Below are 23,515 nucleotides of genomic sequence, written 5' to 3' on the forward strand. Positions count from 1 at the left end.
AACCCGCACAGGCCGGCATCGACCTCGTACCCCGGTGGCGCGCCCCGGTGGCCGCCCTGCCGGTGCAGGCTCTCGCCGCCGCGACGTCGTACCGACGGAGGGGGAGGGGTGACGCCCGGCTGACACGACCGCCCCGGCCACCACGAGCACATCCACGGGGGCCGGGGCGGTTGTGGTCGAAGCGCCGAACGGATCAGCTCGGCAGCCCCAACTCCCGTGCGATCAGCATCCGCTGGACCTCGCTCGTCCCCTCGCCGATCTCCAGGATCTTCGAGTCGCGCCACATCCGCGCCACCGGGTACTCGTTCATGAAGCCGTAGCCGCCGTGGATCTGCGTCGCCTCGCGGGCGTTGTCCACCGCGACCGTCGAGGAGTACAGCTTCGCGATCGCCGCCTCCTTCTTGAAGGGTTCGCCCGCCACCAGTCGCGACGCCGCGTCGCGCCAGCCCACCCGGGCCATGTGGGCGCGCATCTCCATGTCGGCGATCTTGAACTGGATCGCCTGGTTCGCGCCGATCGGCTTGCCGAAGGCGTGGCGCTCCGCCGCGTACCTCACCGACTCGTCCACGCAGCCCTGCGCCAGGCCCGTGGCCAGGGCGGAGATCGCGACGCGACCCTCGTCCAGGATCCGCAGGAACTGCGCGTAGCCCCGGCCCTCCTCGCCCAGCAGGTTCGCCGCCGGGACGCGGACGTCGGTGAAGGACAGCTCGCGGGTGTCCGAGGCGTTCCAGCCGACCTTGGAGTACGGGGCCGCGACCGTGAAGCCGGGGGTGCCGGAGGGGACGATGATCGCGGAGATCCGGGGGCGCCCGTCCTCCTTGCGGCCGGTCACCGCCGTGACCGTGACCAACTCGGTGATGTCCGTGCCGGAGTTGGTGATGAAGCACTTCGAGCCGTTGATCACCCACTCGTCTCTCGCCTCGTCCAGAACCGCCGTCGTCCGCGTACCGCCCGCGTCCGACCCCCCGTCCGGCTCGGTCAGGCCGAACGCGCCCAGCGCCTCGCCCGCGCAGAGCTTCGGCAGCCACTGCCGCTTCTGCTCCTCCGTGCCGAAGAGGTGGAGCGGCATCGCGCCCAGGGAGACCCCGGCCTCCAGGGTGATCGCCACCGACGAGTCGACCCGGGCCAGCTCCTCCAGGGCGATCCCGAGCGCGAGGTAGTCGCCGCCCATGCCGCCGTACTCCTCCGGGAAGGGCAGCCCGAACAGGCCCATCCGGCCCATCTCGCGCACGATCTCGTACGGGAACTCATGGCGCTCGTAGAAGTCGCCGATCTTCGGCGCGACCACGTCGTGCGCGAACGCCTCGACCGTGCGGCGCAGTTCCTCGTGCTCGGCGGTCAGCCGGTGATCCAGGGACATGGGGTGACTCACTCCTTGTGGGAGGGGGGAGAGGAAGCAAGGGAAGGGGTCAGGGCGCGGACCGTGCGGGATGGGCTCGGTCGGCCCAGGTGTCCGGCCAGCCAGGCGCTGGTGGCGGTCAGTGCGTCGAGGTCGACGCCGGTCTCGATGCCGAGGCCGTCGAGCATCCACACGAGGTCCTCGGTGGCGAGGTTGCCCGTGGCGCTCTTCGCGTACGGGCAGCCGCCCAGGCCACCCGCCGAGGCGTCCACCGTGCTCACGCCGTGCTGGAGCGCGGCCAGGGTGTTGGAGAGCGCCTGACCGTACGTGTCGTGGAAGTGGACGCCGATCGACTCGGTGGGGACGGCGGAGTCGTTCAGCGCCGTCAGCAGCGCCGTCACGTGGCCCGGCGTCGCCACCCCGATCGTGTCGCCCAGCGACAGCTCGTCGCAGCCCAGGTCCATCAGCGCCCTCGCGACCCTGACCACCTGCGCCACCTCCACCGCGCCCTCCCACGGGTCGCCGAAGCACATCGACAGGTACCCGCGCACGTGCGCCTTCTCCGCCTTCGCCCGGGCCACCACCGGTTCGAACATGGCCAGCGACTCGTCCACCGTCCGGTTCAGGTTGCGCGCGGCGAACGTCTCCGTGGCCGAGCCGAACACCGCGATCGACCGGGCCCCGAGCGCCAGCGCCCGGTCCAGGCCGCGTTCGTTCGGCACGAGGACCGGGAGGGATACGTCGCCCACGTCCGCGATCTCCCCGAGGAGGGGGAACAGCTCCTCCGCGTCAGCCAGTTGGGGCACCCACTTCGGGTGTACGAAGCTCGTCGCCTCGATGGTGGTCAGGCCTGCCACCGCCAGGCGGCGGATGAACTCCGCCTTCACCAGCGTGGGGACGGTCCCCTTCTCGTTCTGCAGGCCGTCCCGTGCGCCGACCTCGTGGATCCGGACCCGGGCCGGCAGACCGGCGGCCGGGACCTTCATGGGGAGCGGTCGCGTGCTCATGCGTCCTCCCGGGGGGCTACTACGGCCAGGATCTGGTCCATCGCCACCGTGGCCCCCGCTGTGACGTCCAGCTCGGTCACCGTCCCCGCGTGCGGCGCGGAGATCACGTGTTCCATCTTCATCGCCTCCACCACGAGCAGGCTCTGCCCCGCCTCGACCTCGTCCCCGACGGCCACCTTCACCACCGTGACCGTGCCCGGCATCGGCGCCGCCAGCGTGTCCGCCCCGCTCCGGCCCGCCCCGCTCAGGGACGCCTCCACCGGGTCGTGGTCCTGGACGTGCCAGGTGTCGCCGTCCCGGCCGAGCCAGTCGCCGGAGCGGTGGAAGTGGCTTACCCGGCCGTCGAGCTGGACCGTGACCCGGTCGGCCGTGACGGTCGCGCCGGCCGGGGCGCCATGAGTGACGGATTCACGTCCCGACACCCGCAACGGGAACGCCGGCGGCGTCGGCACACCCCCCGTCCGCCACCCGCTCGGCACCGAGAACGGGTCCGTCCAGCCCCTCGCGTCCGCCCGGGGCTCCAGCGCCTCCCTGCGGACCGCCGCGGCCGCCGCGTACACCTCGTCCGGAACTCCGTCCGGCACCAGGCCCTCCGCCTCGCGCTCCACCAGCCCCGTGTCCAGGTTCCCGGAGACCACATCCGGGTGGGCCAGCAGGCGGCGCAGGAAGCCCGCGTTGGTCGGGACGCCCAGGATCACCGTGTCCGCGAGGGCCGCCCGCAGCTTGCGCAGGGCCGTCGCGCGGTCGGGGCCGTACGCGACCACCTTCGACAGCATCGGGTCGTACAGGCTGCCCACCGGCACGCCCTCGCTGAGCCCGGAGTCCGTGCGCACCCCGCCGCCCTGCGGCTCGCGCAGCGCCAGCACCGTACCGCCTGAGGGCAGGAAGCCACGGGACGGGTCCTCGGCGCAGACCCGGGCCTCGATCGCCCAGCCGTCCAGCTTGATGTCCTTCTGCGCGTACGGGAGTTGCTCGCCCGACGCCACCCGCAGCTGCCACTCCACCAGGTCCAGGCCCGTGATCAGCTCGGTCACCGGGTGTTCCACCTGGAGGCGGGTGTTCATCTCCATGAAGTAGTACGACGCCGGATCGTTGCCCGGGACGATGAACTCCACCGTCCCCGCGCCGGCATAGCCGCAACTGCGCGCCGCCTGCACGGCCGCCTCGCCCATCGCCGCCCGGGTCTCCTCGTCGAGCAGGACCGAGGGGGCCTCCTCGATGATCTTCTGGTGGCGGCGCTGGAGCGAGCACTCACGCTCGCCCAGGTGCACCACGTTGCCGTGGGCGTCGGCCAGAACCTGGATCTCGATGTGGCGGGGGCGGTCGATCCACCGCTCGACGAGCAGGGTGTCGTCGCCGAACGAAGCCCGCGCCTCGCGCCTGGCCGCCGCGATCTCCTCCGCCAGCACCGCCGCGTCGCGGACCAGGCGCATGCCCTTGCCGCCGCCGCCCGCGGAGGGCTTCAGCAGGACCGGGGTGCCGATCTCCCGTGCGGCGTCCTCCAGCTGGGCATCCGTGAGGCCGCTGCCGGACGAACCCGGGACGACCGGGACCCCGGCCGCGGCGACCGTCTCCTTGGCTCGGATCTTGTCGCCCATCAGCGAGATCGCGGAGGCGGGCGGGCCGATGAAGACCAGGCCCGCGTCCGTGCAGGCGGCGGCGAACTCCGCGTTCTCCGCGAGGAAGCCGTAGCCGGGGTGGACGGCCTGGGCGCCCGTACGGCGGGCCGCCTCCAGGAGCGCCGGAACCGACAGGTAGCTCTCCGCGGCCGGCGGCGGGCCGAGCCGTACCGCCGTGTCCGCCTCCCGTACGTGCCGGGCGTCCGCGTCCGCGTCGCTGAAGACCGCGACCGAGCGCACCCCCAGCTCCCGCAGGGTCCGGATCACCCGGACGGCGATCTCGCCGCGGTTGGCGACCAGAACGGTGTCGAACATCGTCATCTGTTCCTCACATCCGGAAGACGCCGAAGCCGGGACCGGCCGGGTCCTTCTGGGGCAGCGGGGCATTGGCGCAGGCCGTGAGGGCGAGGCCCAGCACCTGGCGGGTGTCCACGGGGTCGATCACGCCGTCGTCCCAGAGCCGGGCGGTGGCGTAGTACGCGTTGCCCTGGGTCTCGTACTGGGCGCGGATGGGGGCCTTGAACGTCTCCTCCTCCTCGGCGCTCCAGTCGTCGCCGAGCTGGTCGCGCTTGACGGTCGCGAGGACCGACGCGGCCTGTTCGCCGCCCATCACCGAGATCTTGGCGTTGGGCCACATCCAGAGGAAGCGCGGGCTGTACGCCCGGCCGCACATGGAGTAGTTGCCCGCCCCGTACGAGCCGCCGACCACGACCGTCAGCTTCGGCACGCGCGTGCATGCCACCGCCGTGACCATCTTCGCGCCGTGCTTGGCGATGCCGCCCGCCTCGTAGTCGCGGCCGACCATGAAGCCGGAGATGTTCTGGAGGAAGACGAGCGGGATGCCGCGCTGGTCGCACAGCTCGATGAAGTGCGCGCCCTTCTGGGCCGACTCGGAGAACAGGATCCCGTTGTTCGCGACGATGCCGACCGGGTGGCCGTGGATGCGGGCGAAGCCGGTGATCAGCGTCTGTCCGTATGCGGACTTGAACTCCTGGAACCGCGAGCCGTCGACGACCCGGGCGATGACCTCGCGTACGTCGTACGGGGTGCGGGAGTCCACCGGGACCGCCCCGTACAGACCCGCCGGGTCCACCTTCGGCTCCTCGGCCGGCTCGACCGACCAGGGGAGCGGGGCGCGGTCCGGGAGGGTCGCGACGATGGTGCGGACGATCCGCAGCGCGTGCGCGTCGTCCTCCGCGAGGTGGTCGGTGACCCCCGACGTACGGGAGTGGACCTCGCCGCCGCCCAGTTCCTCCGCCGTGACGACCTCACCGGTCGCGGCCTTCACCAGCGGCGGGCCGCCGAGGAAGATCGTGCCCTGGTTGCGGACGATGACGGCCTCGTCGCTCATCGCCGGGACGTACGCCCCGCCGGCCGTGCAGGAGCCCAGCACCGCCGCGATCTGCGGGATGCCGGCCCCCGACATCCGGGCCTGGTTGTAGAAGATCCGCCCGAAGTGGTCCCGGTCGGGGAACACCTCGTCCTGCATCGGGAGGAAGGCACCACCCGAGTCGACCAGGTAGAGGCAGGGGAGCCGGTTCTCCAGCGCCACTTCCTGCGCGCGCAGGTGCTTCTTCACGGTCATCGGGTAGTACGTGCCGCCCTTGACGGTCGCGTCATTGGCGACGATCACGCACTCGCGTCCACTGACCCGCCCGATCCCGGCGATCACCCCGGCCGCCGGGGCGGCGCCCCCGTACAGCCCCTCGGCCGCCAGGGGGGCCAGCTCCAGGAACGGCGAACCCGGGTCGAGGAGGGTGTCCACCCGGTCCCGCGGGAGCAGTTTGCCGCGCGCCTCGTGGCGGGCCCGCGCCTTCTCACCCCCGCCCAGCCGTGCTGTGGCGAGCCGTGCCGCCAGCTCGTCGGCGAGCGCGTGATGCGCCGCCTCGTTGGCCTGCCAGGCCTCCGAGGCGGGATCGGCCGCGCTCGCCAGAACCGGTGCCTGCTGCATCGTGTCGAGCCCCCTTGCCCGTACCGCGATCATGTGCGTGCTGTCCGCGTGCCGCTCGCCTGCTGTTAATGAGCGTTAACGCGTTTCCTTCAGGTTAACGACCGCTAACGACCCTGTCTAGAATGAATCCTCATGAGCACCCATGCCGCCGCCCGCGTCGCGGCCCCCACCCGCCGCGAGCAGATCCTGCGGGAGGCCGCACGCCTCTTCGCCGAGCGCGGCTTCCACGGTGTCGGCGTCGACGAGATAGGCGCCGCGGTCGGTATCAGCGGCCCCGGCCTCTACCGCCACTTCCCCGGCAAGGACGCGATGCTCGCCGAACTCCTGGTCGGCATCAGCGAGCGGCTGCTGGACGGCGGCCGCCTGCGGGTGTCGGAGGACGCGTCGCGGGGCGACGGCTCCCCGGAGGCGCTCCTGGACGCGCTCATCGAGGGCCACATCGACTTCGCCCTCGACGACCGCCCCCTCATCACCCTCCACGACCGCGAGCTGGACCGGCTGCGCGACACGGACCGCAAGCGGGTGCGACGGCTCCAGCGCGAGTACGTGGAGGTCTGGGTGGGCGTCGTCCGCGCCCTCTACCCCGGTCTGCCCGAGAACGAGGCCCGCGTCACCGTGCACGCCGTCTTCGGCCTGCTGAACTCCACCCCGCACCTGGCCCGCCCGGAGGCCCGCCCCGGCCGCGAGGCCACCGCCGCGCTGCTGCACCGGCTGGCGCGCGGGGCGTTCGCGGCGGCGGTGGACCCCTCCCGTGCGGGCGCCTCGGACCCCTCCTGAGCAGGAGTTCCACCCGGCGGGCAACCTCGGGCGCGTCCGCGGTCCGGCCGGTACAGGCCCCGGCTCGGTCCGCTTCGCCGCGCACGCGCGCGCTCGCCGGCCACCTCGGCACCCCGGCCGTGCTGACCGACGCCGTGCGGTACGCCGACCCCGTCCAGCACCGGGTCGCGGACCGGCGCGCGAGCGTCAGCAGCCACGCGACGGCGCGCGCTGCTGCGGTTCGTCGGTGACGCGGGGAGCAACCATGGGCAAGGTGAGCAGGGACGAGCACGGGGTGCTCGAACCGCGTCTGCGGTTGGGCGGGGTCATGGTGCGCGGAGCGGCGTACGGAGTGGGGGCGGCAGTCTGCGTGGTCGTCGCCGCGTTCGTCTTCCAGGAGCACGACGACCGTGTCGACCTCCTGGAAGCGACCACCTTTCTGGGACTCCTGGCCGGCACGGTCCTCCTGTTGACCGGGCTGTTCTTCTGGGCCTGCAGCTCCGGGGAGATCCTGCGTTGGCGTGACTTCTTCACGACGCGAGCTCCCCATGAGGTGGTCTCGATCGCCGCGCCGTCCCTGGTCCGCGCCGGCGTTTTCCTGCTGGTGCCTGTTCCGGTCGCTTTCGGTCTGGGCGAACTCGTCGGAACGGCCGCCCGAGACTCCTGGCTGTGGGGCGCCTGACCGAGTGCGTTGCGGGGGTCTCGGCCGACGCCGGGATGTGCGGAGACCCCGGTCAGGGCCGGCCTCAGAGGTCGTCCACGTCGACGAGCCCGTCCTGGACAGCCCGGGCCACCAGGCTGGCCTTGGTCCGCGCGGGGCGGCCGACGTTCGCGTACTTGATCCGCACCCGGTCCAGATACGAGTTGACCGTCCGTACGGAGATACCGAGACGCTGCGCCACCAACTCCTTCGACTCCGACTGGAACCACTCGATGAGCACGTTCTCCTCGCGCGCGGAGAGCTGCGGGCGGTCGGCGCGGGCGTTGGTGCCCAGCGCTCCGGCCAGAGCGGGCGGCATGTAGGGCCGTTGATCGGCTGCTGCCAGTGTCGCCTCGACCAGGTGCTCCTGGCCCTCGCTCTTGGTCAGGAAGGTCGCGGCTCCGAGGTCCAGGCAGGTGAGCGCGGTCTTCTCGTCATCCCGCATCGAGTAGACGACCACCTGCCGCCCGGCGTCGACGAGTCTCCGGAGGCTGCTGAAGGCGGAGCCGGGCTCGCCCAGTTGCAGATCCAGGACGACCACGTCGGCCGTACTGCCCGGGGCGTTCCAGGCCTCCCGTACGGAGGCGCCCGCCGCGACCACGGTGATGAGCCGCGGTGACGCGCTGTACCACATCTCCACACCCGAGAGGATGGCGGGATGATCGTCGATGACGACCACGCTGACCGGTGCGTCGCTACTCATGGCAGGTCAACTCCTGATGACGCCGATCTGCTCCAACTGGCTTCCGCCCACATACTTTCACCGCGCCTAGTTCTTACCACGGATACGTTCGCGTCCATGGGGCGATCGTGCGAAGGAGCAGCCTCTCCCGCGGTGCGGTCGTCGGCGCAGTCCACCCCCACGACGCTCACACGGACGTTCTGCGGGGTCCACACGACAGTCACCCGCGCGGCCGTGCGGGTGCGGCCCAGGGTCACCGCCACCGGGTCGATCAGCTCCCTGCGTACCTGCACAGGCACCTCACCCGGCCGGCCGCGCACGGCCAGGCTCACCGTCACCCCCTGGTGTTCGGCCACCTCGACGCATGCCCGCAACTCGTTCAGCAGCGGGTCCAGGACTGCGTCGCCCTCGGCGAACAGGCGGCGCATGCGGGCGCCCTCCACGCCGCAGCGCAGCCTGACCTCCTCGTCGTACGGACTGAGCACACCGTGGCCGAGGCCCACCAGCAGCGGCACGGTCGTTGCCGTCAGCGCGCGGTAGCGCTCCTTGTGATCACTCTGCAGGTGCTCCTGGATACGCTCTCGGGTGCGCAGTTCCTCCTCCCGAGCGGCAGCTGACCCCGCTGCCGGCGCCGTGCCGTGGCGCAGATGAGTCATCAGGAAGCCGACGGAGAGCTGGAGGCCACAGCTGCCTATCGTGGCGATCCCCAGGACGGCCGATTCGGCCGCGGTCGGTGCACCGGACCAGACCACAGCGGTCGCGTTGATCCCTATGTGCGCCCCGAGGAATGCCGCGAACACTCTGACCCGCAGGTCTGCCAGCAGGAACAGCGCATGCCAGCCGACCACGCCGAACGCCCAGTCCGCCGGACCTGTCGACTGCCCCGGCGGGAGTGTGTACGCGCCTACCGCCGAAACGGCCAGCACCGCACCCAGGCTCCACCCGCGCACCCATGGCGGTATCCGCCTGCCGCGCAGCAGATAGGCGCCGCCGGTCACCGCGACGGCTGCCAGGCAGACGAAGGCTGCCGTCTGCGCCCAGGCGGGGTGATACACGTCCTGGTGGGCCAGGAGTCGGCGCAGCGAGATGGCGAACTGCCATACCAGGCAGATCAGCAGCGCGACCAGCTGGGACCCGTAGAGGAGTTGTCCGCGGATGAAGCGGATCGCAGCCGTGTGCTGTGCTTGGGGGCGGGGCGGGCACGGTGCTCCCGTGGCCCGCACTCCGCGTCCTGCCTGTGGCGCCTGGTCCCGGTCGTGCCAGCGCCACCGCACGCGGGTCCCGGTGCCTGGGCGCGAGGTGATGGAAGCGGTGCCTCCGACCGCACGCATCCTGCCGATGATGGAACCCGAGATGCCCCGGCGCCGCGCGGGGACGGATTCCGGGTCGAAGCCCCGTCCCCTGTCCGACAGTTCGACGACGACGTCGTTCCCCTCCCGCCACGCTCCCAGTTCCGCTTCCCGCACCCCGGCATGGTGCGCCACATTGGTGACGGCCTCTCGGACGCCGTTGAATATCGCGAGCCCCGGGCCGGACGGGATCGCGAGCGGGCCTTCGATGTGCGTGGTGAGCCGAACGCCGGCCTTTCCCTCGCCCGTGGGCACACAGTCGAGAAGCGCGGCGAGGTCGACGCTGCCCGTCTCGAATCCGGGCATGGCGGACAGTGCCTCCAGGTCTTGCCTGGCACGTGGAGGCAGCCACGACCAGTCCCGGCTGTCGCCCTGGGAGACCATCAGCAGTGTCGCGCTCGCCGTGTCGTGCAAGGTCGCCAGGTAGGCGCGCTCGGTCGCCCGCCGCGCCGCGGCGACATCGGCCTCCCGACGCAAGGCCGCCCGCACCGCGGCCGAGCGGTCAGCCGCCCTGGCCCGTGCCCGGACGATGAGGTAGGCCGCCCTCGACAGGCCGACCTGGACCACCAGGCGTACCAGGGGCGCCACGTCGGGGTCGTGCGCAGGCGAGGAGAGGAGGTCACCCAGCACGCAGGCGACAGCTCCCAGCAAGGCCAAGGCGGCCCCGGCCACCGGACGCATCGCCCATTCGAACTGGAAAGCGATGACGCTGATGCCGACGGTCACTTCCACCATCGCGTTCGCGCCCTCACCGCCGAGGACCGGCTGAGACAGCCCCATCAGCAGCACCACTGCCGCGTCCAGCGTCCAGAGCAGAGCGAAGGGGAGCGGACGGCGCAGCGACCAGAGACGCACACCGCAGGCGAGGACAGCCGGCGCCAGCAGCGACAGGGTCCAAGACACATCCGCCGCGTCCGCCCAGACGAGGCCCAGCGCACCGCACAGGCAGACCACGGTGGATCTGAGCCACACCCCGTACCGTTCGACGGTCCGGTTCACCAGGCGCTCGCTGTTTCCCTCGTGCCCCCGAAGCCGCATGAGTCCGAGGTTAGTTGACCGGCGAACGAGCGGAGGCGGATGTGGGGCGAACGACCGGCACACCCCCCGGCATGGCCGGGCTGATGTCCCCGTCGAGAACCACACTCAAGACGGGGAAACGGGGAACTTTCATGCAGGGAATGCAGAGGCGGTTCACGCTGCTTCTCGCCACGGCGCTGGCGGCTGTCCTCACCATGCTCACCATCGCACCGGCCGGAGCGGCGACCAAGCCGTCACGGTCGAACGGAAACGGTAATCGGGTCATCTTCGTTCACGGGCACTCCCCGGTCGGCAAGCATGACTGCGCCAAGGTCTTCAGCAGCGCGCGCAAGCACTTCGCGGACAATGGGTGGAAGGGGAACCTGCTCACCTTCGGCTACTACTCGAAGAACAAGAACTGCTCGTACAACGCCGGCGGCAGTCGTGAAACGTCCATCAAGGAGGTGGCCAAGAAGTTCGCGAACTATGTTTCCAAGAACTACACGGAGAAGAACAAGAAGGTCGACGTCGTAGCCCACTCGATGGGCGGCCTCGTCGTCCGCGCCGCTCTGCACTACACCCATAAGCGCGCCGCGGGGTTCCCGAAGAAGCTCTACATCGAGGACGTCGTCACGCCGCACGCCGCACGCCGGGATCACCAAGAGCAGGGTGACGCTCTGCGGAAGCGCCCGGCAGTGCAAGGACATGAAGCCGGGCAGCAGCTTCCTCAAGGGTCTCCCGAGCAAGATGCCGAGTACCACGAAGAACGGCAACATGAGCACCGACTGGACCACCGTCTCCTCGTTCGACGACGGAACCGTCACCGAGTCCTCGGGCATCGCCGGCACCGCGGACCACGAAGTCCAGTACAACGCCGGAATCAACCACGGTGAACTCATCACCACCAGCACCGGAAGTCACAACGGCAGGATCAAGTACTCCACGAAGTGGACCAAGTGGCACAAGCGCATCTCCCCTGTGGGACAGGCGCGCCTGGCGGTGTACTGGCACGCCACCACCTGATATGCGCTGAGACGCCGAGCAACGGAAGGTGCGGTCGCCCCATCAAGGGGCGACCGCACAAAGCGATGAGACCGCAACGAAGTGGAGCAGAGCGCAAAGGCGAGCACTCCGCACCACTGGCAACTCCCGCAATGAGCACGGGCGTCGAACGCGCTTCTCTTCTACGGGGTCCAACTCGACGCCTCCGCCCGGCTGATGAGCCGTTGCCGGTACGGTCCGGTCGACGGGCTGTCGCGCGCGGTCACGTTGTGGGCCCCGGCCTCCCCCCGCGCTTGAACAGGCGGCTCCTCAGCGGGGATCAACTCGGAAAAGCGTTCGCATCCTCCCCGAACGAAAGGTGATACTTCCGGAGCCCGGACACGGCCGCACCACGGTGCGGCTCCGGGCCCCGGCCGACCGCGTCGTACGACCGTTCGGCCCGCACGACGGCTCGCGCGGGTCCCCGGGCAACGGGGGAGGGACCCGCGCGTGGCCGGTGTGCCGTACGCCTTTCGGCCCCGGCCCGAAGCTGTTCGCTCCTCGGGCCGCCGTCCGGTCATTCCTGCGGCGCCGCGCTGGCAGCCGCGGCCCCCCTGGCCACCGAGCACCACGCCGAGCCGGCGGTCCAGGCCGACCGCCTCTTCGCCCTCACCGTCGAAGGCCTCAGCCCGAGCCCCTGGCCGGGCCCGAGCCGCTGACCGGACCCGGACCCGGACCCGGCTCCGAGCCCCCGCCCCCGACTGCGCCTCCCTTGGCCTTCACCGTGACCCGATCGACCCGCATAGGGTGCCCCGGCTCGGTGTCCGGCCCCGCCGTCGCGCCGTCCGCGACCGGCAGACTGCCGCCGATCGCCACGTTCAGGATGAGGAACACCCCGTGGTCCACCGCCCGCTCCCAGGTCGCGGCGTCCATCCGCCCGGCGCTCACGCGGTGGTACACCCGGCCGTCGAGATACCAGCGCACCTCGCCCACACCGCGGTCCACCTCCACGGCGTACGTGTGGAACTCCGTACGGCAGGTCGCGCACGCCTGCGGGCCCGATGTCAGCCCCACCGGCTCCTCGCACGGCCCGCCGTCCAGCACCCCGCAGTGCATCGAGCCGAAGACGGTGTCCCGGCCGTTGACGGACTCCATGACGTCCAGCTCCCCGACGCCCGGCCAGCCCGTGTACCCGTCGCGCAGCGAGGCGCCCAGGGTCCAGAACGCGGGCCAGTAGCCCGCCGCCTTCGGCCCGGTCACGTCCGGCAGCGCGATCGACGCCTCGATCCGCAGCACTCCGCCGGGCGGCGGCGCGAAGTCGGAACGTACGGTCTCGATCCGCCCGGAACTCCAGGCGCCGCCCTTCCTGGTGGGGACGATCTCCAGCGCACCCTTCCCGTCCAGGCGGACGTTGTCCGTCGAGTCGGTCATGGTCTCGATCTCGCCGGTGCCCCACTGCGGGGCCGGGCAGCCGGGGTAGCAGGTCCCGAGGTCGTACTGCCAGTTCGCGGGGGAGGGGCGGCTGCCCGCCGCGCCCTCGAAGTCGTCCCGCAGCAGCTCGGTCCAGCCGTCGGCCCCCGGCGTGGCGTGCGCCGTGGCGGCGGGCAGCGCCCCCGCCTCCGTCAGCAGCCGCTCCAACCTCGGGGTCAGCACGACGGCAGCCGCGTTGGTGAGGTGGGCGTCGTCCCGGTAGAGCAGGACGCGGTCCCGTACGGCCGGGCAGGTCGGGCCGTCGCCGGGGCAGAGGACCGGGTTCACGCTGATGGACCGTACGCCGGGCACGGCCCCCGAGGCGATCCTCCGCGCCAGCGGATCGGCCGGAACCGCCTCCGCCCGCTGGAACGCGCAGGCGGCCGCATCGTCCGGAACACCGGAGACACACGCGGGGACGTCCGTCCCGGGGACGGGCGTGTCCTCGATGTACACGATCGGGGCGCCGATCGCCCGCAGCGGCTTGAGGGTCTTATCCCAGGCGGCGGCGAGAAGTTCGGGGTCGGCGGTGTACCGGTTGAGTGAGGCGATCACGATGAGCCGGGGCTTCGGCTGCGTACGGAGGCGGTCCAGGGCATCCGCACGCCAGGTGTCGCACTCCCGGTAGGCGCGGCCCAGTTGCGGGCTGTTCACCGCCAACTCCGGTAGCGGACACCCCTGCTTGACCAGCTCTTGGAGAGCCCAGCCGCGTTGGGAGGCCAGCGCCAGCATCGGGGAGAACCACTGGCCCGCGTGCGAGTCACCGAGCAGTACGATCCGGTCCGGGCTGTCCACCGCGCCGAACAGGCACTCCGGGCTGCGGGTCACCTCCGGGGCGACCTGGCAGTCCCGGTCCGGCGGGAAGTCCTTCCGCGCCTGGGCCGGGTTCGGCACCACCGGCCCGTCCCCGGCGGAGGCCCCGAGCAGCGAGGGCCCGGAGGCGGCGCCCGGCGGCAGGCCCTTGACGTCGACCGGGGTGGCCGGACCCATCAGGTGCAGCGTCGCCGTGCCCACCACCAGGGCGAGCGCGACCGGCAGCACGATGGCACAGACGCCCACCGCCAGTCCGCGCCGGGGGAGTTCGGAGACCGTACGGCTGCGCCGCAGCGGCTGCTCGACCCAGCGCATCGTGGCGAGCGCGGGCAGGACGGCCGCCAGCGTGAGCGCCGTCCTCGCGGGCCAGCCGAGCGCGCCGAGACGGGCCTCCGCGAGGACGAGCACCGGCCAGTGCCATAGGTAGAGGTTGTAGGAGAGCCGCCCGACCGCCCGGGGTGCCCGCCCCGCCAGCAGCCGACCGACCCCGTACGCGCCCTGGACGTTGCGCTCGCCCCGCCCGGGGATCGCGGCGAGGATCACGGCGGCGGTGGCCAGGGTCGGCACGAGCGCCGCGTATCCGGGGTACGGCGTCGAGGCGTCGTACGCCACCACGCACCAGCCGATCGCCGCCGCCCCGCCCCGGCCGCACAGCAGCCGCAGCGGACGCGGCCCGCGCAGCAGGTGCCAGGGCAGCAGCGCGAGCAGCGCGCCCACGCCGAACTGCCAGACACGCGAAGGCGTTCCGAGGTACGCGAGCGAGACCGAGTGCTCCGTCCAGTGCAGGGAAAGCGCGAACGAGCCGAGGACCAGCGCCCCGGTGACGAGCGCCACCACGGACCGCACGGCGCGCCCCCGGCGGACCGCGCGCGCGGCGCAGAGCACGGCCACCGCGAGGAGCGGGGCCCAGAACAGGTAGAACTGCTCCTCGACGGCGAGCGACCAGAAGTGCAGCAGCGGGCTTTGGTCGTGCCCGGCGGCGAGGTAGTCGGTCCGCTGGGAGACGAACCGCCAGTTGGCCAGGGAGAGGGCCGCCGCGAGGACGTCGTACTCCAGGTCGGTGCGGCGCAGCGGTACGGTCAGCCAGGCGCCGGCCACCGCGACCGCCGCGAGCACGACGGCGGCCGAGGGCAGCAGCCGCCGCGCCCGCCGGGAGAAGAAGTCGCCGAGCCGGATCCGGCCGGTGCTGATGGCCTCGCGGGCCAGCAGTCCGGTGATCAGGTAGCCGGAGATGACGAAGAAGACGTCCACCCCGACGAACCCGCCCGCCAGGCCCGGGATCTCGGCGTGGAAGGCGAGGACCGCGAGGACGGCGACCGCGCGCAGCCCTTCGATGTCGGGCCGGAACGTGGACCGGTGCGGGCTGGGCCCGGACTCGCCGCCGGAGTGACGGGCGGGCGGCGCGGGCGGTGGCGTGGACGCTGGTGCGGAACGCTTGCGGCGGGGGCCGGGAGCGAGGAGGAAGGGCATGACGGCAAAGGCCTTTCAGCTCGGCTCGGCTCAGCTCGACCAGGGGAGCATCGGATTGACCCACCCCGAGGCGAGGAGACCGGTGAGCAGGAGGACGGCGGAGGCGGCGAGGGTCTCGGGCCAGCGGCGGGGCAGCATGGCGGCGGGGGAGCGGAGGCTCACCAGGAACGCTTCCGCCCCTGCCCGACGCGACGTCGGGACTTCCTCGTCCCGCGCCGCCGGTCGCAGCTCGGCCAGCAGATCGCGTATCAGCGGCACGTTGATCTGGAGCTGCACCAACAGGTAGAGGAGGAGACCCCAGTTGGGCTCCCAGCCGTTACGGGCGACGGCCAGCGCGATCCCGGCCGCCGCCGCTCCGTTGGACAGGACGAGCCAGACCAGCGAGACGCCCACCACCCGACGGGCCATCGAGCCCGAGCTCCCCCTGCTGCGCACCCCCGCCGGCACCCAGGCGGCGCTGCGGCCCCGCAGGGTGTGCCAGAACGCGGTCGCGGCGGCCACGCTGGTGAGGACGTTGGCCCGGATCACCTCCACCCGCCAGCGGGTGCGGCTGATCCGGGGCAGCAGCACGTGCCAGAGCCAGAGCGGGGCGAGCAGCGGCAGCACGTGCCAGGGCCGGATGTGGTCCGGGTACCAGAACATCATCACCAGCGGCGGCAGCGGTGCGGCGAAGGTGTTCACGGCCGTCGTCAGGTACCCGACGACGCCCTCGTAGAAGCAGAGCCGCATCCGACAGGGCGCGCGCATCCGCTTCAGTACGGGCGCTCCCAGGAGGTGGAGGTTGCCCATCGCCCACCGGTACTGCTGGTTGACGAAGGAGGTGACCTCGTCGGGCGAGGTGCCCTTGGCGACCAGGACGGGGACGTACTGGGTGCGGAACCCCTGCTCGTGCAGGGCGAGCCCGGTGTACAGGTCCTCGCTGTGGTCGAGCCGCGCGAAGCCGCCCGCCAGGTCGATCGCGCTGCGCCGGTAGACGGCGTTGGAGCCGCAGCAGATCGCGGCGTCGCTGGCGTCCCGGGAGGGCTGGATCCAGCGGAAGAACCACTCCTGGGCCGCACCGGCGGCGCGCTGGATCCACTCCATCGACCCGTCGGTGTCGAAGCACTGGGGGCTCTGCACGATGCCGACGGCGGGGTCGGCGAGATACGGCACGAGGTGGCGCAGGAAGTCCGGGCGGGGCGCGAAGTCCGCGTCCAGGATCGCGATGAATGCCGAACTGCTGAGCGTGAGCGCGTGGTTGAGGTTGCCCGCCTTCTTCAGGTGTCCCCGGTCGGGCCGGACGACGTACGTGTAGCCGTAACGGGCGGCCAGCGCCGCGACCTCGGGCCGGTCGCCGTCGTCCAGGACCCAGACGGTCAGCGCGCCGGGCCAGTCCACGGCGGCGACGGCGCGGTAGGCGTTGTCGAGGACGGGGAGAGGTTCGCCGCAGGTCGGCAGGTACAGGTCCACGGTGGGCAGTTCGGCGGGCTGCCAGGCGTGGACGAGGACCTCGTGCGACGGCCGGGTCAACCGGCGCTGGCGCAGGCTGTTGACCGAGGAGAGGCCCAGTGCCACGACGTTGAGCCCGAGGATCGCGAGGAACGCCCAGAGGGCCGGGGTCCGCAGCGCGAAGGCGAACATGGTGGCCGCGGTGAAGACGAAGGCGAGCGAACTGCTCACCAGGACCCAGCGGCGCTGCGGCCCGAAGTACCAGTAGAGCTCGTCGTCGGATGGTGGTTGCGGAAGGTGATGCACGGTCATAAAGCCCCCCACGGCTGTGTATGTACCCGTTTCAGGTGGCCCACCCTAGTGCCAAAGGTATAGACCACTTACGTGAGAACGCGGCCTCGGGCGGAAATGAGACAGCGGATTGGCGTGACTCAATTGGTCCAGACCTCTGGGTGTTTCCATTCGACCGACCGCACCCGTCGAGCCGGGGAAGGGCCAGATCACGCGGGGGTGAACAGTCCCGGAAGACTTACGGGCCCAGGGAGGATCCGTCCGGCGTACGGGACACCGGGCACGCCCCGCACCCCGGGCGGCACAATGGGTGCATGCCGATACCCAGCCGCGCCGCCCTCGTCGACCACCTCGTCCGTTCGCGTATCGCGGGGGACGTCGCCACCCCTCGTGACAACAACCTCTCCCACTACCGCAAGCTCGCCAACGGTGACCGCCACTACTGGCTGGGCCTGGAGCTCGGCGACCGCTGGACCGACGAGCAGGATGTGCTCGCGGTGATGGCCGAGCGCTGCGGAGTGAACGACGACCCCGCGCACCGGACCGGCCAGGACACCATCGACCCCGAACTGACGGTCGACGCCCTGGAGCGGATGGCGGCCCGCCTGCGCAAGGCCGCGGACGGCCGCGAGCGGGTCCTCTTCGCCACCGGCCACCCCGGCGGCCTGCTGGACGTGCACCGGCAGACGGCGGACGCGCTGCGCCGGGCGGGCTGCGAGATCGTCCGCATCCCGTCGGGGCTGATGGCGGACGAGGGCATGGTCTTCCAGTTCGCCGATGTCGCGGTGCTGGAGCGCGGGGCCACACTCTGGCACACCCACTCCCCGGCCCCGATGGCGGCCATCCTGGACGCCATGGCACACCTGGGCCGCCCGCTGCCCGACCTCGTCGTCGCGGACCACGGCTGGGCGGGCTGCGCCGGCCGGCGCGGGCTGGACGCGATCGGTTACGCGGACTGCAACGACCCGGCGCTCTTCCTCGGCGAGGCGGAGGGCACCCTCCAGGTCACCGTCCCCCTGGACGACCACGTCACCGACCCGCGCTTCTACGACCCGATGACGGACTACCTGCTGCACGCGGCGGGTCTGCTGGAGGACGAGCCCCAGGCCGCACAGGAGCCCGCCGTGTAGGACCGCCGCGCGCGCAGCAGGCCACGGAAGGAGCGCGTCCGGGGCGTGACGGCTTCAGGAGCGTCAGGAGCCGGGCTGCTGCCGCTCCCGCAGCCGCTGCCCGCGCCCCGGCGTCGGGTCCAGATACACCCGCCGGACCGACGGAAACCGCTCCCGCAGCTGCGCCTCCGCCTCCTCGCAGGCCCACTCGACCTCCTCGGCGGTGGCCATGTCCCGGAAGTCGACCTTCGCGGCGATCATGAACTCGGACGGCCCCTGGATGAGCGTGGTCAGGTCCAGTACGTCGACGATGTGCGGGACCGACGTCAGCTCCTCGCGCACCCCTGCCCGCACCGCCGGGGGCAGCGGCCGTCCGATGAGCAGCTGCGCGTTGGACCGGCCGAGCACCCAGGCCACGTACACGAGCAGCAGGCCGATCAGGCAGGAGGCGATCCCGTCCCAGGCCCCGGACCCCGTCAGCTGCCCGCCGAGCAGCCCGCCCGCCGCCAGCAGCAGCCCGATCAGGGCGGCCGAGTCCTCCATGACGACGGCCTTCACGGCGGTGTCGGGGGTGTGGCGGAGGTAGTACGTGTCCGGCACCCGCAGCCGCGACGCCTCGCGCCGCACCTGTTTGACGCCGGTGCGCAGCGAGTAGCTCTCCAGCAGGAAGGCGACGCCGAGGACGACGTACGAGACGAGGGGGTTGCCCAGCTCCTCGCCCGCGATCAGGGTGTGCACCCCGTCGTAGATCGAGAAGACCGCACCACCGACGAAGGTGGCGATGGAGGCGAGCATGGCCCAGATGTACCGTTCGGGGCCGTAACCGAGGGGATGGTCCTCGTCGGCCGGCTTCCCGCTCCGCTTGAGCGCGGTGAGGAGCATGACCTCGGTGACGGTGTCCGCGACCGAGTGGGCCGCCTCGGAGAGCATCGCGCTCGACCCGCTGATCAGCCCGGCGACGGCTTTCGCCACGGCGATGCCGAGATTGGCGAGGGCCGCCACGATCACCGTGAAGGTGGACTCTCCGCCGCCGGCTTCGCTCTTGGCTTTCGCGTCACTCATGGTGGGGAGTATGTCCGAAATGGCACCTCAGGCGGGGCTCATCCCGCCGCCGGTCCACGCGGAACCCGGACGACACCCTCCTGGATGACGGTGATCGCGAGGCGCCCGTCGGCGGTGTAGATACGGGCCTGGCCCAGGCCCCGCCCGCCGGAGGCCGACGGCGACTCCTGGTCGTACAGCAGCCACTCGTCCGCCCGGAACGGCCGGTGGAACCACATCGCGTGGTCCAGGCTGGCCCCGACCACGTCCCCGACCGCCCAGCCGCCCCGCCCGTGGGCCAGGAGCACCGAGTCCAGCAGCGTCATGTCGGAGACGTACGTGGCCATGCAGACGTGCAGGAGCGGGTCGTCCGCGAGCTTGCCGTTGGTCCGGAACCAGACCTGCGAGCGCGGCTCACGAGCCTCGCCCACCGTGCCGAACGGCGGCGCGTCCACATACCGCAGGTCGACGGCGGCCCGCGCCTCGATCAGCCGGTCCACCACCCCCGGGTCGCTGAAGCGGTCCGCGTACCGGGGCAGCATCTCGGCGGCCGTGGGCAGCGTCTCCGGATCGGAGGAGGCGGGCATGTCGGCCTGGTGCTCCAGCCCGTCCTCGTGGCTCTGGAAGGAGGCGGAGAGGTGGAAGATCGGCTGCCCGTGCTGCACGGCGACGACCCGGCGGGTGGTGAAGGACTTCCCGTCGCGGATGCGGTCGACGCTGTAGACGATGGGCGCGCCCGGGTCCCCGGCGCGCAGGAAGTACGCGTGCAGGGAGTGGGCGGCCCGCTCGGCGGGGACGGTCCGGCCCGCGGCGACCAGCGCCTGGGCCGCGACCTGCCCGCCGAACACCCGGGGCACGACCGCGCTGCGGCTCATGCCCCGGAAGATGTCCCGCTCGATCTGCTCCAGGTCGAGCAGATCGAGCAGGGAATCGAGTGCTGCGCTCATGGAGAGAACGTAGTCCTTACAGCTCTTGCAGAAGGGCGCGCGTCGTCTACAGACCCATGGACTTCGCGATGATCGACTTCATGACCTCGCTGGTGCCGCCGTAGATGCGGTTGACGCGGTTGTCGGCGTAGAGGCGGGCGATCGGGTACTCGTTCATGAAGCCGTACCCGCCGTGCAGCTGGAGGCAGCGGTCGATCACGCGGTGCGCGACCTCGGTGCAGAACAGCTTGGCGGAGGCGGCCTCGGCCGCCGTCAGCTCACCGGCGTCCAGGGCCTCCAGCGCGCGGTCGGCGACGGCCTGGGCCGCGTCCACCTCGGCCTGGCAGGCGGCCAGCTCGAACTTGGTGTTCTGGAAGGAGGCGACGGTCTTGCCGAAGACCGTGCGCTCCTGCACGTACTCCTTGGCGAACCGGACGGCGGCCGCGGCCTGCGCGTACGCACCGAACGCGATGCCCCAGCGCTCGGAGGCCAGGTTGGTGCCGAGGTAGCCGAAGCCCTTGTTCTCCTCGCCCAGGAGATCCTCGGCCGGAACCTTGACGTCGACGAACGCCAGCTCGGCGGTGTCGGAGGTCTTGAGGCCGAGCTTGTCGAGCTTGCGGCCGACCGAGTAGCCCGCGGACTTGGTGTCGACGGCGAAGAGGGAGATGCCGAAGCGGCGGTCGTCCTCGCGCGGGGCGGCGGTACGGGCGCAGACGATCACGCGGTCGGCGTGGACGCCACCGGTGATGAAGGTCTTGGCGCCGTTGAGGACGTAGTGCGTGCCGTCCTCGGAGAGCTTGGCGGTGGTCTTCATGCCCGCGACGTCGGAGCCGGTGCCCGGCTCGGTCATCGCCAGCGCCCACATCTCCTCGCCGGTCGCGAACTTCGGCAGCCAGCGCTTCTTCTGCTCGTCGGTGGCGAGCATCTTGACGTACGGGAGGCCGAGCAGCGTGTGCACGCCGGAGCCGCCGAAGGAGACACCCGCACGGGCGGTCTCCTCGTAGATGACGGCCTCGTACTTGTGCGAGTCGATGCCCGCGCCGCCGTACTCCTCGTCGACCTCGATGCCGAAGATGCCCAGCTCGCCCAGCTTCAGGTAGAACTCGCGCGGCACCTGACCCGCGGCGAACCACTCGTCGTACACCGGCACGACCTCGGCGGCGATGAAGGCGCGGATGGTCTCCCGGAACGCCTCGTGGTCCTCGTTGAATACCGTACGGCGCACGGGGTGCCTCCTTGATCGGCTGAAGTGTTCGTCGGCTGTTCGTCGGCTGGGCACTCGCTCACCGTGCATGGCTAAGCGCTTGCTCATTCCCCCTCGAAGTTACCGGTCGGTCACGGAGCTGTCCAGGGTGATGCTGAGCACGCGGGAGCGCGGCTGTGCCGGGGGCGTTGTCAGTGGCGTGGTGCAGGATCGATGAGAGCGCACCGGCAAGGGGAGGGCCATCGTGACGATCACGAACCGGCAGGTGGCGGAGCACCCGTTTCTGCTCCCGCTGTACGAGGACGACTACTACCCGGACCCCGTCCTGGACCGGGGCCGGGCGGTGCTGCTGCGCCTGTGCGAGCGGATCGAGGCGGAGCGGCCGGCGGACCTGGCGGCGCTGTACCGGCTGACCGAGGGGGCGACGGAGGAGTTCAACGCCCTGGAGGCGGAGTTCGAGGCGGCGGGCAGCGAGATCGAGACGGTGGCGCGCGACGAGATAGGCGAGGCGTTCTCGTTCATCGCGCAGGCGTACGGCTTCGAGGACGCGGACGGGGAGGAACTGATCGCGGCCCGCGAGTGGTGAGGGGCCTCGCCGCCCCGCCGCACGCCACCGCGCTGGTCACCCCGTACGCCGCTCCGACCCGTCATACGGTGGCCGCTTCGTTCCGGAGCTCGGCGGCCGCCCCATGCCGGTGTCCGGTGGCAGCCCCGCCCTGCCGCCGGGCGGCCGTCCCGTCCCGGTGTCCGGCGGTTCCGCCCGTACGACGGTGAGCGCGGCGCGGAGGGTCTCCACGGCCTCCATCAGCCGGGCCCGCGAGGCCGGTGAGGTACGCGCCAGAGCGGCCGCCAGCCGCTCCTCCCGCCGGGCCCGCAGTCGGTCGACGTGCGCCCGCCCCTGCGCGGTCAGCCGCAGCTCGACCTCGCGCCGGCTGGCCGTGCTGGCAGACCGCCGTACGAAGCCGATGGCCTCCAGCCGGTCGCACAGCCGACTCACCGACGACGGTGCGGCCTCCAGCTCCGCACCCAGCTGCCGCAGATTGATGCCCTCCCGGCGTTCGATCACGTACATGACCCGAAGCTGCGGCGCGGACACGGTGACGGGCGAGAACCCGTCGGGAACCCGCGTCCAGTAGAGCTCCAGCAGCTCGATGACGCCTCGCATCGCCCGCGCCACATCGCGCAGCCTCTGATCAGGGCCGGATCGCTCTACGCCCATGCTGGAACACCCTCGGTCGAGCTGCGGCCCTGTCCGCGCGTGCGGGCAAGTCCTCCATAGCGTTGACGCCCCAGCCGTTCCGAAACCCATGGTTGCTCATGGGCCGCGCGGGGGGCGGCGTGGGTGCATCGCATTCCCGCGAAACGGATCGGAAAACGCACGATTTCGCAGACATGGTGCCGGAGGTGCCGGGCACGAGGCTGTCAGCGGTTGCTCAGGAAGTGAGCACGGCGGAAAGCCCACCTTCTTACAGGGTGCGCGGGCCGCTGAACCAAATTCATTCAGGTGCGATCGAAGGAGTCTATTCATGTCTGAGAACCTGTGGGGCTACCAGCCGACCGTCGGCCACACCGTTGGCGCCGACCTGATCGGTTACAAGGTCGAGGCGACCGACGGCAGCATCGGCAAGGTCGACAAGCACTCCGACGACGTCACGTCCTCATACCTGGTGGTGGACACCGGCGTATGGATCTTCGGCAAGCACGTCCTGCTCCCGGCGGGCACGGTGAGCCGGATCGACACCGAGGACCAGAAGGTCTACATCGACCTCACGAAGGACCAGATCAAGGACGCCCCGGAGTTCGACAAGGACAAGCACGTAGGCGACGCGGACTTCCACCGCACGACCGGTGAGTACTACGGCCGCCACCGTCGCGTCTGATCCGACGGCAGGCGGAGGACGGGCGGGGCGGGACGCCATGGTGCGCGTCCCGCCCCGCCCGCGTGCGCGGGTCCGGGCGGGTCACGGGACGTGCCGCATGCGCTTCGTCCCGCTCGCGCGGGGTGCGCTGGACGAGCTGATGAACGAGACCGACCGGCTGCGGTAGGACGCGGGGCGGGGCCGGGGCGAGCCCCGGAACCTACAGGGACCCGTCGCGAACGGCGGTGACGAAGGCGGACCATCCGGGGGCGGGGATGAGGAGCGTGGGCCCGCTTGGGTTCTTGGAGTCGCGAACGGGGACTGCGGTGGGGTGGTGGTCCTGCACTTCGAGGCAGCTGTTCGAGTCGCTGCCACTGTAGGTCGACTTGCGCCATCGGTGGAGCGACGACGTAGTAGGGGTGGTCTGCTTAGCCATGTTCTCTGTAGCCCTTCGCCTTCGCCTTCATGAATGCCAAAGACGGGTCTGTGGGGAGCCTGTACGG

General features: G+C 71.4%; 20 protein-coding genes and 1 pseudogene. 8 read left to right on the forward strand and 13 right to left on the reverse strand.

From position 1 onward, the window contains the following. Positions 1-193 precede the first annotated feature (193 nt). From ABZ154_RS25015 to ABZ154_RS25030, 4 genes are read right to left on the reverse strand one after another with little or no spacing between them, the layout of a single operon-like run. Positions 194-1,360 (reverse strand): acyl-CoA dehydrogenase family protein, encoded by a 1,167-nt coding sequence (locus ABZ154_RS25015; RefSeq protein WP_356836113.1) that lies wholly within the window; start codon positions 1,358-1,360, stop codon positions 194-196. A gap of 8 nt (positions 1,361-1,368) precedes the next feature. Further along, positions 1,369-2,346 (reverse strand): hydroxymethylglutaryl-CoA lyase, encoded by a 978-nt coding sequence (locus ABZ154_RS25020; protein WP_356836115.1) that lies wholly within the window; start codon positions 2,344-2,346, stop codon positions 1,369-1,371. Continuing rightward, positions 2,343-4,286: an acetyl/propionyl/methylcrotonyl-CoA carboxylase subunit alpha gene (locus ABZ154_RS25025; protein ID WP_356836117.1), complete on the reverse strand. Its 1,944-nt coding sequence runs from the start codon at positions 4,284-4,286 to the stop codon at positions 2,343-2,345. Before ABZ154_RS25025 ends, ABZ154_RS25020 begins: the two co-directional genes overlap by 4 nt. 7 nt (positions 4,287-4,293) lie before the next feature. Further along, positions 4,294-5,916: a carboxyl transferase domain-containing protein gene (locus ABZ154_RS25030; protein ID WP_356836119.1), complete on the reverse strand. Its 1,623-nt coding sequence runs from the start codon at positions 5,914-5,916 to the stop codon at positions 4,294-4,296. A 132-nt stretch (positions 5,917-6,048) separates the two neighbouring features. Between ABZ154_RS25030 and ABZ154_RS25035 the strand changes: the two genes are divergently transcribed. Together ABZ154_RS25035 and ABZ154_RS25040 are read left to right on the forward strand one after the other, a co-directional pair. Further along, on the forward strand, positions 6,049-6,693 hold the full coding sequence (locus ABZ154_RS25035) for a TetR/AcrR family transcriptional regulator (RefSeq protein WP_356836121.1): 645 nt from the start codon (positions 6,049-6,051) through the stop codon (positions 6,691-6,693). Positions 6,694-6,937: 244 nt separating this feature from the next. After that, entirely contained in the window at positions 6,938-7,354 is a 417-nt protein-coding gene (locus ABZ154_RS25040; RefSeq protein ID WP_356836123.1) for a DUF6336 family protein, read from the forward strand. 64 nt (positions 7,355-7,418) lie between these two features. On the opposite strand, the gene ABZ154_RS25045 is transcribed toward ABZ154_RS25040, so the two are convergent. Both ABZ154_RS25045 and ABZ154_RS25050 read right to left on the reverse strand, forming a co-directional pair. Continuing rightward, positions 7,419-8,075 carry a response regulator transcription factor gene (locus ABZ154_RS25045; RefSeq protein ID WP_356836125.1) on the reverse strand — a complete coding sequence of 219 codons (657 nt, stop codon included), beginning with the start codon at positions 8,073-8,075 and terminating at the stop codon, positions 7,419-7,421. Further along, a complete protein-coding gene (locus tag ABZ154_RS25050; RefSeq protein ID WP_356836127.1) occupies positions 8,072-10,441 on the reverse strand; it encodes an ATP-binding protein in 2,370 nt (789 codons plus the stop codon). The genes ABZ154_RS25045 and ABZ154_RS25050 overlap by 4 nt, the downstream gene beginning before the upstream one ends. 194 nt (positions 10,442-10,635) lie before the next feature. Between ABZ154_RS25050 and ABZ154_RS25055 the strand changes: the two genes are divergently transcribed. The 3 genes and pseudogenes from ABZ154_RS25055 to ABZ154_RS25065 form a co-directional block, all read left to right on the forward strand. Beyond that, entirely contained in the window at positions 10,636-11,313 is a 678-nt protein-coding gene (locus ABZ154_RS25055) for an alpha/beta hydrolase (RefSeq protein WP_356836165.1), read from the forward strand. Beyond that, entirely contained in the window at positions 11,195-11,443 is a 249-nt protein-coding gene (locus tag ABZ154_RS25060; protein ID WP_356836169.1) for a hypothetical protein, read from the forward strand. The genes ABZ154_RS25055 and ABZ154_RS25060 overlap by 119 nt, the downstream gene beginning before the upstream one ends. Positions 11,444-12,015: 572 nt before the next feature. Beyond that, positions 12,016-12,120, forward strand: a pseudogene (locus tag ABZ154_RS25065) (TetR/AcrR family transcriptional regulator); the annotation flags it as partial. Here the strand turns inward: ABZ154_RS25065 and ABZ154_RS25070 are convergent. Together ABZ154_RS25070 and ABZ154_RS25075 are read right to left on the reverse strand one after the other, a co-directional pair. Then, positions 12,086-15,154, reverse strand: coding sequence for an SGNH hydrolase domain-containing protein (locus ABZ154_RS25070; RefSeq protein WP_356836129.1), 3,069 nt, complete (start codon positions 15,152-15,154; stop codon positions 12,086-12,088). The pseudogene ABZ154_RS25065 and the gene ABZ154_RS25070 overlap by 35 nt on opposite strands. 30 nt (positions 15,155-15,184) lie before the next feature. Further along, the gene (locus ABZ154_RS25075) at positions 15,185-16,894 is read right to left on the reverse strand and encodes a cellulose synthase catalytic subunit (RefSeq protein ID WP_356836131.1); all 1,710 of its coding nucleotides are present in this window, start codon (positions 16,892-16,894) and stop codon (positions 15,185-15,187) included. A gap of 293 nt (positions 16,895-17,187) precedes the next feature. Here ABZ154_RS25075 and ABZ154_RS25080 point away from each other — a divergent pair, with 293 nt between their 5' ends. After that, positions 17,188-18,003: a phosphatase gene (locus tag ABZ154_RS25080; RefSeq protein WP_356836133.1), complete on the forward strand. Its 816-nt coding sequence runs from the start codon at positions 17,188-17,190 to the stop codon at positions 18,001-18,003. A 63-nt stretch (positions 18,004-18,066) separates the two neighbouring features. Here the strand turns inward: ABZ154_RS25080 and ABZ154_RS25085 are convergent, their stop codons facing one another. From ABZ154_RS25085 to ABZ154_RS25095, 3 genes are read right to left on the reverse strand one after another with little or no spacing between them, the layout of a single operon-like run. Further along, positions 18,067-19,044 carry a cation diffusion facilitator family transporter gene (locus ABZ154_RS25085; RefSeq protein WP_356836135.1) on the reverse strand — a complete coding sequence of 326 codons (978 nt, stop codon included), beginning with the start codon at positions 19,042-19,044 and terminating at the stop codon, positions 18,067-18,069. A 38-nt stretch (positions 19,045-19,082) separates the two neighbouring features. Then, the gene (locus ABZ154_RS25090; RefSeq protein WP_356836137.1) at positions 19,083-19,970 is read right to left on the reverse strand and encodes an acyl-CoA thioesterase II; all 888 of its coding nucleotides are present in this window, start codon (positions 19,968-19,970) and stop codon (positions 19,083-19,085) included. 46 nt (positions 19,971-20,016) lie between these two features. After that, on the reverse strand, positions 20,017-21,174 hold the full coding sequence (locus tag ABZ154_RS25095) for an acyl-CoA dehydrogenase family protein (protein WP_356836139.1): 1,158 nt from the start codon (positions 21,172-21,174) through the stop codon (positions 20,017-20,019). Positions 21,175-21,397: 223 nt separating this feature from the next. Between ABZ154_RS25095 and ABZ154_RS25100 the strand changes: the two genes are divergently transcribed. After that, positions 21,398-21,739, forward strand: a complete 342-nt coding sequence (locus tag ABZ154_RS25100) for a DUF5713 family protein (RefSeq protein ID WP_356836141.1) — start codon at positions 21,398-21,400, stop codon at positions 21,737-21,739. 36 nt (positions 21,740-21,775) lie between these two features. Here ABZ154_RS25100 and ABZ154_RS25105 read toward each other — a convergent pair whose 3' ends face one another. Continuing rightward, on the reverse strand, positions 21,776-22,318 hold the full coding sequence (locus ABZ154_RS25105) for a MarR family transcriptional regulator (protein WP_356836167.1): 543 nt from the start codon (positions 22,316-22,318) through the stop codon (positions 21,776-21,778). Positions 22,319-22,679: 361 nt separating this feature from the next. Here ABZ154_RS25105 and ABZ154_RS25110 point away from each other — a divergent pair, with 361 nt between their 5' ends. After that, entirely contained in the window at positions 22,680-23,033 is a 354-nt protein-coding gene (locus tag ABZ154_RS25110) for a PRC-barrel domain-containing protein (protein WP_356836143.1), read from the forward strand. Between the two features lie 199 nt (positions 23,034-23,232). On the opposite strand, the gene ABZ154_RS25115 is transcribed toward ABZ154_RS25110, so the two are convergent. Further along, positions 23,233-23,448: a DUF397 domain-containing protein gene (locus ABZ154_RS25115; RefSeq protein ID WP_356836145.1), complete on the reverse strand. Its 216-nt coding sequence runs from the start codon at positions 23,446-23,448 to the stop codon at positions 23,233-23,235. Positions 23,449-23,515: the final 67 nt, after the last annotated feature.

The organism is Streptomyces sp. NPDC006261, assembly GCF_040613515.1.
GTDB lineage: Bacteria > Actinomycetota > Actinomycetes > Streptomycetales > Streptomycetaceae > Streptomyces.